The 12908-nt window shown below is 59.7% G+C and carries 14 protein-coding genes; 5 read left to right on the top strand and 9 right to left on the bottom strand.

Translation table 11 applies throughout. The features are described 5' to 3' along the window. Positions 1-205: 205 nt before the first annotated feature. Complete coding sequence (locus tag FHK95_RS08565; RefSeq protein WP_150304196.1) at positions 206-976, bottom strand: class I SAM-dependent DNA methyltransferase; 771 nt, start codon at positions 974-976, stop codon at positions 206-208. A 181-nt stretch (positions 977-1157) separates the two neighbouring features. On the opposite strand from FHK95_RS08565, the gene FHK95_RS08560 reads away from it, so the two are divergent. Then, positions 1158-2518, top strand: a protein-coding gene (locus FHK95_RS08560; RefSeq protein ID WP_456239137.1) for an IS3 family transposase whose coding sequence is annotated in 2 segments (ribosomal slippage) — positions 1158-1653 and positions 1653-2518 — 1362 coding nt in all. Because the reading frame shifts where the segments join, the coding sequence is not laid out codon by codon here. 615 nt (positions 2519-3133) lie between these two features. Here the strand turns inward: FHK95_RS08560 and FHK95_RS08555 are convergent. Then, a complete protein-coding gene (locus FHK95_RS08555) occupies positions 3134-3526 on the bottom strand; it encodes a phosphopantetheine adenylyltransferase (protein WP_150304194.1) in 393 nt (130 codons plus the stop codon). A 160-nt stretch (positions 3527-3686) separates the two neighbouring features. Then, complete coding sequence (locus FHK95_RS08550; protein WP_150304192.1) at positions 3687-4220, bottom strand: CIA30 family protein; 534 nt, start codon at positions 4218-4220, stop codon at positions 3687-3689. A 121-nt stretch (positions 4221-4341) separates the two neighbouring features. Between FHK95_RS08550 and FHK95_RS08545 the strand changes: the two genes are divergently transcribed. From FHK95_RS08545 to FHK95_RS08530, 4 genes are read left to right on the top strand one after another with little or no spacing between them, the layout of a single operon-like run. Then, the gene (locus tag FHK95_RS08545; RefSeq protein ID WP_150304190.1) at positions 4342-4758 is read left to right on the top strand and encodes a hypothetical protein; all 417 of its coding nucleotides are present in this window, start codon (positions 4342-4344) and stop codon (positions 4756-4758) included. Next, positions 4755-5666 (top strand): aldo/keto reductase, encoded by a 912-nt coding sequence (locus tag FHK95_RS08540; RefSeq protein ID WP_150304189.1) that lies wholly within the window; start codon positions 4755-4757, stop codon positions 5664-5666. Before FHK95_RS08545 ends, FHK95_RS08540 begins: the two co-directional genes overlap by 4 nt. Next, the gene (locus FHK95_RS08535; protein ID WP_150304188.1) at positions 5663-6352 is read left to right on the top strand and encodes a DUF6064 family protein; all 690 of its coding nucleotides are present in this window, start codon (positions 5663-5665) and stop codon (positions 6350-6352) included. Before FHK95_RS08540 ends, FHK95_RS08535 begins: the two co-directional genes overlap by 4 nt. Positions 6353-6395: 43 nt before the next feature. After that, complete coding sequence (locus FHK95_RS08530) at positions 6396-7520, top strand: MFS transporter (RefSeq protein ID WP_150304187.1); 1125 nt, start codon at positions 6396-6398, stop codon at positions 7518-7520. 76 nt (positions 7521-7596) lie between these two features. Here FHK95_RS08530 and FHK95_RS08525 read toward each other — a convergent pair whose 3' ends face one another. From FHK95_RS08525 to FHK95_RS08500, 6 genes are all read right to left on the bottom strand, one after another. Beyond that, positions 7597-8955: an erythromycin esterase family protein gene (locus tag FHK95_RS08525; protein ID WP_150304185.1), complete on the bottom strand. Its 1359-nt coding sequence runs from the start codon at positions 8953-8955 to the stop codon at positions 7597-7599. Further along, complete coding sequence (locus FHK95_RS08520; protein WP_178114748.1) at positions 8939-9601, bottom strand: phosphoribosyltransferase; 663 nt, start codon at positions 9599-9601, stop codon at positions 8939-8941. Before FHK95_RS08520 ends, FHK95_RS08525 begins: the two co-directional genes overlap by 17 nt. 95 nt (positions 9602-9696) lie before the next feature. Then, positions 9697-10458, bottom strand: a complete 762-nt coding sequence (locus tag FHK95_RS08515) for an ABC transporter permease (RefSeq protein ID WP_150304182.1) — start codon at positions 10456-10458, stop codon at positions 9697-9699. Next, a complete protein-coding gene (locus FHK95_RS08510; RefSeq protein ID WP_150304181.1) occupies positions 10455-11435 on the bottom strand; it encodes an ABC transporter ATP-binding protein in 981 nt (326 codons plus the stop codon). Before FHK95_RS08510 ends, FHK95_RS08515 begins: the two co-directional genes overlap by 4 nt. Before the next feature lie 98 nt (positions 11436-11533). Next, a complete protein-coding gene (locus FHK95_RS08505; protein ID WP_150304179.1) occupies positions 11534-12469 on the bottom strand; it encodes a glutathione S-transferase family protein in 936 nt (311 codons plus the stop codon). A 64-nt stretch (positions 12470-12533) separates the two neighbouring features. Beyond that, positions 12534-12884 (bottom strand): GIY-YIG nuclease family protein, encoded by a 351-nt coding sequence (locus tag FHK95_RS08500; RefSeq protein WP_150304178.1) that lies wholly within the window; start codon positions 12882-12884, stop codon positions 12534-12536. Positions 12885-12908 lie beyond the last annotated feature (24 nt).

Genomic DNA, 12908 nt, shown 5'->3' with positions numbered 1-12908 from the left:
CAGCATGCCGCACAGGCGCATACGTGAAGTTCGGTTTGCTGATAATGCAAAGGGGTGAGGCCTCCATTCCGGTATATCGGATACGCTTCGATTGGCGAGCAATCCCGCTCGCGCCAGCTGATTTCTTATTGCCACTACCAAGCTTATGCCAGTCATCTGACAGTGTCCAAATAAAAGCTGTTGGCTGCTAGCCGGAAGCCCTAGGTCAGAATTCGCACCGCCCGGATTCTGCCTCAATCTTCACGCAGACGAATAGCGCGTTGCCGGATGTTCCGTCCCAGGGAAGGATGCTCTCGTAGTCATGCTCCAGCACGTGGACCTCAAAATACGGCTGCAACAGCTCGATCAGCTCGCTGAAACTCACCGCCACCATAGGGTGCTCGTCTTGCCATACATGGCTTTCATCAGCAGCGGTTCTTTCGATGCGCAGCCTCAAAGACTGCTGCTCGCCCTCGCCTGAATAATGCCAACCGGAACTGAAGTTGAATACACCGTCGGCATGCGTGGCGGTGTGCGATACACAAGACGCATTGTCGATCATGCGTTTCTCGACAGCGTTGAAGCAGAACAGCCCACCTGCCACCAGCGCAGCATGCACACTGGCGATGCATGCCTGCAGCCTCTTCAAGCCGGCACTGTAGTGGATGGAATACAGGAAACAGGTGATCAGGCTGACTGGCTGGCTCACCGTGAAGCCACACATATCCTGCAGAGAAAAGTGCGCCTCCGGACAGCGCTTCAACGCCAGATCCAGCATTGGCTGATTGATGTCGAGCCCACTGCTCTGGTAGCCCGCATCCAGAAGATGCCGCACATGCGGCCCCGTCCCACAGGCCAGATCAAGATGCGTCGTTCCAGCATTACCGAATAACTGATGCAGCCGCTGAATACCCTGGCTCTGAGCCCTGTAGTCGATATCCGCACACATTAAGTCGTAGTAACCCGACAGATCGGTATAAATGGCGTTTCTGGGCATGATGGGCGGATGCTTGAGGCTGCGTGATGGGGCGCGAATAATATCCCGGCCGCACGCAAAGCGCCCGCAATTGTGTGGTTCTCGAAATGAAGTGCCAGACCGCGCATTGTGTAGCAAAGCGAGGCCCCATTCTGAACTGCCCCCAAGAAGTTGGACACCATCCAGCTTACTGGGGGATCGAATGAACAAGTACACAGAGCAATTCAGGATCGCGGTCTGCAAGGCGTATCTTGAAGGTGATAATGGCTTTCGCAAGGTTGCCAGGCAGTTTGATGTCGACGTCAGTCTGCTGCGGCGGTGGGTGTCGAGTTATCGGCTCCACGGGGTTACCAGTCTGAGCAAGCCAGGTCAGCAGTACACTCCTGACTTCAAGCGTGAAGTTGTGGGATACAAACGCGCCCACCACCTCTCTCTTCGCCAGGTTGCCGCACATTTTGGTCTGGGCCACTCGTCTCTGGTAGGCATCTGGGAGCGCCAGTATTACAGTAATGGCAGTGAACCCCAGACTCTTGCCAAACAACGAAAGCCTGCCATGTCGAATAAGCCCAAACCCGCTCCACCTCCAGCCAAAGAAGATGCACTCAAGTCACGCGAGCAATTGATGACTGAAATTGAATACTTGCGCATGGAGAACGCCTACCTAAAGGAGTTGGAAGCTTTGCAGGAACAGAAAAGGCGAAGGCGGCAGAAAATACCCGGATCGTTGCGAAGCTGAAAAGCCGGTTCCCGCTAGCCTCTCTTCTGAAGCTATCTGGTTTGGCTCGCAGCACGTTCTACTATCAGCTCAGGGTGCAACAGCGTCCAGACAAGGATGCCCTGCTCAAACAGTGGATACAGCAGGTGTACGCTCGGGAGCGCGGGCTTTACGGGTATCGCCGTATTACTGCTGTGCTTCGTGCAACGGGTACATTGGTCAATAAGAAGGTGGTAGAGCGTCTGATGGCAGAGCTGAATCTACGCTCGGTTGTACGGCCCAAGAGATACCGTTCGTATCGCGGAGAGGTCGGCAGGATTGCACCCAACCTGCTGGAGCGCAACTTCCACGCCCAGTGCCCGAACCAGAAATGGGTGACTGACGTGACCGAGTTCAAGGTGGCCCAGAAGAAGCTGTACCTCTCACCCGTAATGGATTTGTACAACCGTGAAATTGTCGCTTATGAAATGGCTAACAGACCCTCTTTTGCGCTGGTCGACAACATGCTGAACAAGGCCCTCGTTCGCTTGCAGGAGCAGCCAAAGCTGGTGATCCATTCTGATCAGGGGTGGCACTACCAGCAGCGACAGTACCGGCAAAAGCTGGCCGTCCACGGTGTCAGCCAGAGCATGTCGCGCAAAGGTAACTGTCTGGACAATGCCGCAATGGAGAGCTTCTTCGGCACTCTCAAGTCCGAGTTTTTCTACCTGAAGCATTTTGAGAGTATCGAAGAGCTAAAGACAGGGTTGGATGAGTATATCCACTACTACAACCATGACCGTATCAAGCTGAGTCTCAACAGCCTAAGCCCTGTGGTATACAGGAACCGGGCTGTTGAGGCTCGTTAGAAAATCTGTCCAATTTTTTGGGGGCAGTTCATTTTGTAGGAGTCGGGCGCGCTGCGCACGCCGTCGGGCCGAGGCGGTCCGGCGACNGCGACCCGCGGCGATTGGGCCTGGTCGCCAATACTTAGCCATTACCTATCTCCAAATCCTAGCAGCATCCCAATGCGAATAATCCCCCACCGACTCCATCAGTCCGTGCCGGGCTCGGAATGTCGGCCTTTGCGTAGCGATTGGGAATGGGGTTTGGGTTTCATGGGGGGTGTAGGTATGTGGGTTGAGTTTCGTTTGATCAGTTACGGCTTTGCTGGCTGGGTGAATGGCTCGAGTTTTGTGATGTGGACCTGGAAGGTTGCGGAAACTGTGAAGTGGTTTAGCTTTTTAGGGGCTGCTAGTCCCAATCGCCGCGAGTCGCGCCTCCCACGGGTAGGTAGCGTGCCGATTGCGGGTTAGTGCCTTGAATTGACAATGGAACTGTACCAAACCCCATTCTTATCCAGCGCACCAACTAACCCGTGGGAGGCGCGATCGGATTGCCGCACCGCCGCGGCGAAAAACCCTCAGTAGCGCCAAAGCTCCGCCCCAACCATGACGAACCTCAGACCAACGAACGCAAGTGGCTCACCGGACGAGCCGCCTCCCATCACGACAGACGACATAAACAGCCACAGCAACAACAAGCGCCACTGCCGCCACCACATCCGCCAGCACCACCCGGCGAATCGCCTCGTTGAAGCCACCCACTGACCATGCGATGAGGATAAAAGACACCACGCTGACGAAACCCGCGCCTATCGCCAACAACTGCATAGCAGGCCTGAACGCCGCGTAGATCAGAAACAGGCCAAGCAAGCCGAACAGGACTGCGCGATGCCGCATGAGGATTTCAAGGTTGGGCTCGTCCAGCGACACACCATACAAGGCAGCCAGACTCTCCGGTCCCAGCACACCAGAAACGGGCAGCAGATGGATGATGCCGACCAGCACCAGCAGCCCAGTGATCACTCTCTCCATGTTCGCAAGTCTCCATCATCAGCAGTTGTTGGGAATCGCAGGCCTACTAATGCATAACAGTTGGATCGCGACAATCGCGCACGGGCGAATACGAGAACCCGTCGACGCGCGCCTGAATTCGGGCTTCGATTGAGTCAAGCACAGCAGGTCGACATTCGCCTCAGCGATAAAATCCAACGCGCTGAACGCACACGTCAACATCGAACGCCGTACCAATGGCCACCACGGCAACGCTGCGGATCGTCACTGGGTCAAGCTCGACGTCGATGCGGTGCGGACGCAGCTCTGCATAGGGCACGACAAACCGCGTCCACTGCGGCGCCACCGTCAGCGTCCGGCGGTAGGATTGCCAGGGCCTAGTGAGCTGAGAGGTTTTGACGCTCAGGTTATAGTCGTGCGCCGCCCCGCATAGTTCGATAAACATGCCCGCGTAGTCGCCACACTGCCAGCTCGGATCAATCTCGAGCTTCATCTGCACAAAGCCGCCGTTGTTCTCAAGACGGGTGCGGCCAGTCAGACAACTACAGGCCGAGCCCTCGCGCTCGGCCTGTCGTACCTCAGCAGTGGAAACACCACCCATCACCTGGTCGCTGATCGCAATCCACGGCGATGGCCCACCCTCTTCTGCTCGATATACATCGACCAGGTGCTCGTCCCGGACAGCGGGGCCTTGAGTCTGCATCTGTTCGCTCATAACTCTGACTACCTTCCAATAATGATCGGGTTTCAATGGCCGCTGCTACACACAAGCTAGACTACTTCACAGCCAAAGATTAAACAGTCAGGTCACGACAGCCTGGGACAGGAGCGTTGTTATGTCACTGCCCACCCAACAGCCACCAAACGCCTGGACCCGCTTTCTCGCCCACCTGCTGTTCATCCTCGCCGCCTGGACGCTGTTCATCAAATACCTGTTTCCGATTGGCTATGCGCTGGCTTATGGAGAGCCCTGGGCGCGTTATATCTATTGGGATCTGTGGCCACTGGCGCACATCTGGCTGGGGTGGGCGCTGTTGGCGCGGCCTCGTTACACGCGTGCGCTGGCTATTGGCATGTCCGTCATTGAAATCCTCATCATCTGCACCCTGTTCGTCCGTTTTCTCGCCGACCCGGAGTGGTCAATCTGGCGTACCAACTGGTTTGTTAATAAGGTATTTGTGCTGACATGCTTTGTGCTGGTGTTGGCCTCCACGGTCCCGATTCATAAAAGCATGGAGGAGCGGCCGCTATGAACCATCGCATCACGCGCAGACAAAGCCTCAAGCTCATCGGCGCGACACTAGCCGCCATGATGCTGCCGTCGATAGGCCTGCACGCAAACATCAGCGGGCCGCGGCACACGCTCCCGGTCATCGGCCTGGGGACCTGGCGCACCTTTAATGTCGGCAGCGATCCGAAATTGCTCGATGCCCGCACCGAGGTGGTAAAGGCGTTTTTCGAGCACGGTGGCGGCCTGATTGATTCCTCGCCCATGTATGGTTCGGCGGCGGATGTCATGGGCTATGCGCTGCAGCAGCTCGGCACGCCCGGCAGCTTGTTTTCCGCGGAGAAGGTCTGGAGCCCGGCCGGGGGCTCAGCCCGCGAGCAGGTCGCCGAGCTGAAAGACCGCTGGCATGTGGAGCACTTCGATCTGGTGCAGGTACACAACCTGACCGACTGGCGCGCGCATCTGGCGGCGCTCAAGGAGATGAAAGCCGAGGGCGCGATCGGTCACATCGGTATCACTACCTCCCACGGGCGGCGTCACAGAGAGATCGAACAAATCATGCGCTCAGAGGATATCGACTTCGTTCAGCTCACCTACAACATCACCAACCGCGAAGCGGAAGACCGGCTGCTGCCCCTGGCAGAAGAACGGGGCATCGGCGTGATCGCCAACCGGCCTTACGATGGCGGTCGCCTGATCAAGAACCTCAAGCGCCGTAACGAGCCACTGCCCGAGTGGGCGCAAGCGGAATGCGGCTGCAGCACCTGGGCGGACTTTCTGCTGAAGTTTATCGTCAGCCAGCCGGCGATTACCTGCGCCATCCCGGCGACCACCCAGGTCGAGCACCTGCACGAAAACATGCGCGCCCGCCACGACCCCATGCCCTCGCCTGACGCCCGGCAGCGGATGGCAGCCTATATCGAATCGCTATGAACGACTGGTCGAGTTACCAGCTGCAGGACTTCATTCCCTTCACGGCGGATGTGTACTTTCGCCTGCTTGAGCGCATGGGTGAGACCTTCTGGCCGCTGCACCTGCTGACACTGGCGCTCGGCGCAGCCTCGATTGTGCTGGCACTCAAAGGCCACACGCGGCTCGCCTGCCTGCTACCCGCCCCGCTCTGGGCATTCGTCGCCGTCGCGTTCTTCTCTCTGCGCTATGCAGAACTCAACTGGGCCGGAGGCTATGTCGGCTACGCGTTCTTCGCCCAGGCCGTGCTACTGATAGTGCTTGGGCTGACCGGACTTGGCCTGGACACAGCACCACGCCGCACCAGCCCGCCGGTCATCATCGGCGTGGCAATCGCCCTCTTCGGCCTGATCATCCCGCCGCTCATGACGCTGTTGAACGGCGGTTCCTGGTACCAGGCAGAAGTGTTTGGCATACACGCCGATCCCACTGCGATCACCACCTTGGGTCTGGGGCTGATACTGCTGCGCGGTTTGGCCGTCTGGATCGCCGCCATCGTTCCCGCGCTCTGGGTACTGATCTCCAGTCTCACATTGCAGGTGCTGAATGCGTCGGGAACCGGTGCGCTGCTTGCCGTGCTAGCCATCGCGCTGCTCGGTCTGGTCTGGAAGAGCATTGAGTCTCGGCCGGCCATCACAGCGGATACCTGATAACCTGAGCGGCTGTGAAGTGGAAGACCAGAAGAGAGCCCCGATGTCCCAGAATGCAAATCGCCCGAACATGGTGCTTACCGTACTGTGCGGCACCCTTACGTCCCTGGTGGTGATCGGCTTTGCCCGTCTCGCCTATGGCATCATCCTGCCTGCAATGCGCGCGGACCTTGGTTTGTCCTACCAGCAGGCGGGGATTCTCAGCACCGTTACGGCCCTGTGTTACGTCAGTTTTGTCATGGCCGGCGGCCTGGCGGCGGCGCGCTGGGGAGCCAAGGCCTCCGTCATGTTCGGCATGCTCTCGGTTTCAGTGGGGTTCCTCGGCCTGGCATTAGCGACCAACTTCTGGCTGGTGTTGATCCTTATGGGGTTGCTGGGATTTGGCACCGCCTTTTCATTTGCGCCCATGGTGGCGCTGCTCGCGACCTGGTTTCCCGAGAAACGCGGGTTCGTCATTGGCTGCATGACCAGCGGTGTCGGTATCAGCATTCTGGTCTCCGGCGTCCTGGTGCCCTTTATGTTCACGGTATTCGGCGATCAGGGCTGGCGGGTCAGTTGGGGCGTCTTCTCGGGCGTTGCCCTGTTTGTGGCGCTCATGATCGGTCTCTTTGTCCGTAATCCGCCCAGGGCCACGACCGGCGCTGCTGGCAGCCTGCCGTCCGATGACAAATGGCGCATCTACCGGAATCCGCGCGTACTGATCGTGGCCACCACCTACGGCATCATCGGCCTGGGTTATATCGTCCAGACAGTGTTCATGGTCAGTTTCATGATCGAAAGCGGCCACACCGCAGCCATGGCAGGCCGTTACATGGCAATGATGGGCCTGCTTTCCATTGCCGCGGGTCCGCTATGGGGCTGGGTGTCGGATTCCTGGGGCCGGGGCAACGCACTGGCGATGTGCATTTTCCTGGTAATCGCCGCCGTCGGGTTGCCGCTCATCGGGCAGACCCTGCCCTATTTCTTCTTCCACTTCCTGGTGATGGGAGCATCGGTCAACGGCCTGTTTGCGATGATCCAGACCAGCGTGACCGATCAGGTTGCGCCCCGCTACATCCCCATCGCGTTCAGTTTCGCGACCCTGTTCTTTGCCTTCGGACAGTTCCTCGGCNGTGGCGACCTCGCCGCGACGGCGTGCGCAGCGCGCCTCTGGTTTACTATCGTTTAACTCCGGACCCGCTGATTGTAGGAAGATCCCCCGGCCCAACGGTGTCCCCAGTAAGCCGCCTTGGTTACGCCGCCCATCACAACCCGCTCGGAAAGGTTTCGTCCGGTTCCAGGCCGGGCGCGGTGGCGCCTTCGGCCAGTGCCTGCAACGCATGGGTCTGGTCGAAATGCAGCACAAAATCATATTGCTTCGGCAGCTGACTGAAAAAACAATGACTCTGGCGCTCGGTTTCCGGGCGATAGATCACACCGATGGCGCGGTGCAGGCGGGCCTTGCTCAAGGCCTCTGTCAGCGCAGTGCTGCCGCGCAGATCGAGCAGGAAATTGCTCGGGCTGGCCTGCTGAAACAGCTGCTCATAGCTGCCCGCCAGCGGCGCACGCACTGTCTTGCGCTCCCCCGGGGCATCCCAGTCGGTGGCGGCGGTTACCTCGCCCGTCGCCGTGGTAAAACCCACCAGCAAGGCCTCACTACCGTACTTCTCCCGCGCCAGCTGGCCGATGTTGAATTCACCGTGCTGGCCCATCTCGGTCGCCGCCGCATTGCCAATATGTGAGTTGTGCGCCCAGACCACTATGCCGACTGCGTCCCCCAGCTGGTGATCCAGATGCTCGCGCAGGGCTTCCAGCGTCTCGAACATGTGTCCGTCGCGCAGGTTCCAGGAGCTGGTCTCGCCACGGAACATGGAGCGGTAATATTCCTCGGCATTGCGCACCAGCCGGGCGTTCTGCTCGGCGCAGAAACGCTGTTCGTCCTCCACCAGCCCGAGGCCCATCAGCCGTTGCAGCGCCATGCCCTGCATTTCAATCAGCTGATCGGTAATGGCCTTCTCACAGGACTCGCTCATGCCAAAGGCCACCGAGTGGCCGTAGCGCTGCGGCTCACCGAGGAACTGTTCCAGACAGGCGTAACGCTCGCGGGCGCGCCGCGCCGCCGGCGGATCGTGTTCATCCAGATAGGCAATCACCGCATGCGCCGAACTGGACATGCTGTACAGATCCAGCCCGTAAAACCCCACGGGACGCTTGCCGGCTTCGGCCCGCTGCGGTGACTGGTTGAACTCAGCCTGCCACCGGACAAATTCGAGCACCTCGGTGTTGGCCCACATCCACAGGGGGAAGCGCTCGAACACATCCAACGCCTGTTCGGCGGTCGCGCCTGGGTCAAGGTTCCAGACAAAGCGGTTGATGGCGTAGGCGTCCGGCCAGTCGGCTTCAACCGCCACCGCCGCAAATCCCTGCTCCTCGATCAGCCGACGGGTGATCTGCGCGCGTGCGTGATAGAACTCCTGGGTGCCATGCGAAGCCTCGCCGATCAACACATATGGCTTGCCGCGCGCGGCGTCGATAATCGCATCGTAATCCGCGTCGCTGCCGGTGAGGGGCACAGCATGCTGCTCGATGACCTCAATCGCCCGTTGATCATTCGTCTTCTTCACGCGCACCTCCCCGTCGGTACTGCTCGAGCAGCTCTATTACCTGTTCATCGGTGGTCTGGCTGAAATCGCCATACCAGGCGCCCACCCCGCCCAGATCATCCAGCGGGTACGGACATTCCAGCCTATCGACCAGCGGCGCCAGCTCGGCGCAGGTATCCGAAGCGCCGAGCGGCACCGCAACCACCACGCTGCGGGCTCCGGCCTGATTGGCTGCCCGTATCGCAACGCGCATGGTCGCGCCCGTAGCCAGGCCGTCATCGATGAGTACCACGTTGCGGTCTTTAAGGTCTGGGGCTGGATAGTCGCCACGGTAGCGCTGCTCACGGCGATGCAGTTCGGCGCGCTCGCGCTCAATGACGGCATCGACCTGGCTTTGCCCAAGGCGTAGCTGCCTGAGCACTTGCTGGTTGAGGAAGATCAGGTCGCCACCGGCAATCGCGCCCATGGCGTATTCCTCATGACCGGGCACGCCGAGTTTACGCACCAGCAGAATATCGAGCGGCAGGCCGAGCGCCTTGGCCACCTCGGCGGCCACAGGCACACCACCACGCGGCAATCCCAGCAGGATGGTGTCGGGTTGCCCGGCCAGATAGGAGAGTGCAGCGGCCAGGTGTTGGCCGGCGTGGACACGGTCGGTGAATAACATGTTCGCCTCCAGTCATTCATCTCTAATGAAATTGACCGGGGAAGCGGCGGGCTGTTCAATCCGCCAGCCGGATAGCTGGCGGATCCAGACAGTGATCAGGGCTTGAGCTTGTACCCGGTGCGGAAGATGATCCAGACGATCGCCAGGCAGATCGTGAGGAACACCAGCGTCATGCCCAGGCTCACGCCGATGTGTACGTCAGCGACACCGTAGAAGCTCCAGCGAAACCCGCTGATCAGATACACCACCGGATTGAACAGGGTGATGGTCTGCCACATGGGCGGGAGCATATTGATCGAATAGAAACTGCCGCCGAGAAAGGCCAGCGGCGTCACGATCATCATGGGCACGATCTGCAGCTTCTCGAAGCCATCGGCCCACACGCCGATAATGAACCCGAACAGACTGAAGGTGATGGCGGTCAGCACCAGAAAGCCGAACATCCATATCGGGTGCAGAATTTCGTAGTCCACAAACAGCCGGGCCGTCAGCAGAATCAGGATACCCAGCAGTACCGATTTGGTAGCCGCCGCGCCGACGTAGCCGACGACGATCTCCACCGGCGATAACGGCGCCGAGAGCACCTCATAGATGGTGCCGGTGAATTTCGGCATGTAGATGCCAAAGGAGGCATTGGAAATGCTCTCGTTGAGCAACATCAGCATGATCAGACCGGGAATGATGAACGCCCCATAGCTGACACCATCAATCTCCTGCATGCGCGAGCCGATGGCCGCGCCGAAGACGATGAAGTACAGCGACGTGGAAATCACCGGTGAGGCGATGCTCTGGAACAGCGTGCGCCACATACGGCTGAGCTCGGACAGATACAGCGCACGGATACCGTAACCGTTCATGCCTGGCCCCCACTCAGCGCTGCCGCCTGCGCCCCGGCTACCGCGCCGGGCCGGTTCTCTTCATGCACCAGGCCGACGAAGATGTCTTCCAGCGAGCTCTGACTTGAATGCAGATCCTTGACCTCAAGGCCTGCCTCGTTGAGCGCCCGCAGCAGATCGGCCAGACCGGTGTGATCGCACTGGGCATCGAAGGTGTACACCACGGCATGGCCTTCCTGCGCCAGCTGCAGGCCATAGTCTGCGAGGCTGGACGGTATCTGGGTCAACGGCTCCTGCAACTGAATGGTCAGCTGCTTGGTGCCCAGCTTGCTCATCAGGTCGGCCTTATCTTCGACCAGGATAATCTCGCCGCGATTGATCACGCCGATGCGGTCGGCCATTTCTTCAGCCTCCTCGATATAGTGCGTGGTCAGGATGATGGTCACGCCCTGCTCGCGCAGCCGCCGGACCATGTTCCACATGTCGCGGCGCAGCTCGACATCCACGCCGGCGGTGGGCTCGTCGAGAAACAGTACTTCCGGTTCGTGGGCCAGCGCCTTGGCAATCAGTACCCGGCGCTTCATGCCGCCGGACAGGTTCATGATCCTGTCGTTACGCTTGTCCCATAGCGACAGCTCGCGCAATACGCGTTCGATGTGCGCCTTGTCCGGCGCCTTGCCGAACAGGCCGCGGCTCAGGTTGACGGTGGCCAACACGCTATCGAACATATTGCTGGTCAGTTCCTGTGGCACCAGGCCGATCGCCGTGCGCGCCTTGCGGTAGTCCTTGACGATATCGTAGCCGGCTACGATCACCTCGCCACGGGTGGCGTTGACGATGCCGCAGATGATGCTGATCAGGGTGGTCTTGCCGGCACCGTTCGGACCGAGCAGCGCGAAGATTTCGCCACGCTTAATGGTCAGATCGATATGCTTGAGCGCCTGAAAGCCCGATGCGTAGGTCTTGTTCAGGCCTTTGACGCTGATAACAGATTCCACAGTCCCTCCGGAGGATCGCATTGCTTCCCGAGACCTGACCCGCAGTATCGCAGGCCAGGCGCAGGGGGTTAGGGGGATTCGCTTTTCAGGGTTTGATCTCAAGCCGCTTCGATACGGAAGCCGTAACGTGGGAAGTGCACGTGCAGCAGACCAGCACGCTCGTCCTCACGGGCCACCACGATCTCTTCGTTATCTTCATAGACCAGCGAGCCACTGACCGGGTCAGTGCCGTAATCCACAGCGCTGACGTTCACTGCCTGACCGAGCTCAAACCCACCCGGACTGACGAAATCGATTTCCGGCAAGGCCGCCGGACTCGCCTCCCGCGCTATACGGATAGCCTCAGATGACTCCATTGCCGTGCTTGAGCCGTGGCCGATATCGGCGATGCGGCCCATCCAGGCGGCGATGGCCGGATAGCCGACCAGTGCGTCGGCGACAGCCTTGTTCGAGGCGACAAACCACAACGGATGATAGTGCGCCAGGTCAGCAATACAGGGCAGATCGCCGAGGATGAACTCGCCGTCACGCTCCAGTTGCAACTCCAGTCGGCTCATCAATGCCGGCCACTGGGATAGCGCAACCTTGGTGTCGAGCGCCCTGGCGGTGCCACTGGCAAACAGCGCCTGACGATCCGCCACGAAGCCCTTGATCACCTCTTCGGGCATATTGGCGAAACGGAAGGCGAGTCCCTTTTTCTGGAAATTGATCGCCACGCCATGTTGAAACATGACCTGGTCAGCAAACTGGGCGAGCCCCGCCGCAGCGGCTTCACGGCCCTCGGGAAACAGTGCCGGCATGACCTTCTCCTGCTCCAGTCGCCGGGCGATCAATGCCGTATCACAGTAGATGTCCGCGCCGATCTGCAGCACCGGAGTGCGCCGATAGCCACCCGTCAGCGCGGTCAGGTCCGGCTTGGGCATCACCGCCGGGATCATCACCGAATGCCAGGACAGGCCCTTGAAGCCGAACATCAGGCGCGCCTTTTCGGCGAAGGGGGATTGCGGGTAATGATGCAGAATCAGGTCGGTCATAGTGCGGCTCCGTTCAAGGTCGGTGACATTCGCGGGCCGCGACAACACATCAGCTGACCCTGGATCAGTCCAGCTTAGCGGGTGCCGCGTCCGCTGCACAGTCACCATTGGCGTCTGACGCCGTCTCGGCAAACAGCCGGATCAGCCGTTCCTTGACGGGCTTGGCCAGCGCCTTGATGGCCAACTCCTGGCGCAGCGCATCGGAATGGTCAATACAGATTTCCTGCCACACCAATGCCTGCGCCGGGCTACGATTAAAGAACCGAGCGCCCCTGCCGCTGGCGTGCTGACGAAAGCGCCGTTGAGGGTCGGTGGAAATGCCGGTGTACAGATGGCCGTTCTCTGCCCGCACCATATAGACCCACCAGGTTCTGGCGGCCGGTTCGGGCGTGTGTTGGGAAGTTTCAGAAGGCATACTGGCGCTTACGACTGCAGGAGT

This window comes from Pseudomonas saliphila, from assembly GCF_008638345.1.
GTDB classification, from domain to species: domain Bacteria; phylum Pseudomonadota; class Gammaproteobacteria; order Pseudomonadales; family Pseudomonadaceae; genus Halopseudomonas; species Halopseudomonas saliphila.
The sequence above is the reverse complement of the archived record's forward strand: the minus strand, read 5'-3'. Positions and strand labels throughout refer to the sequence as shown.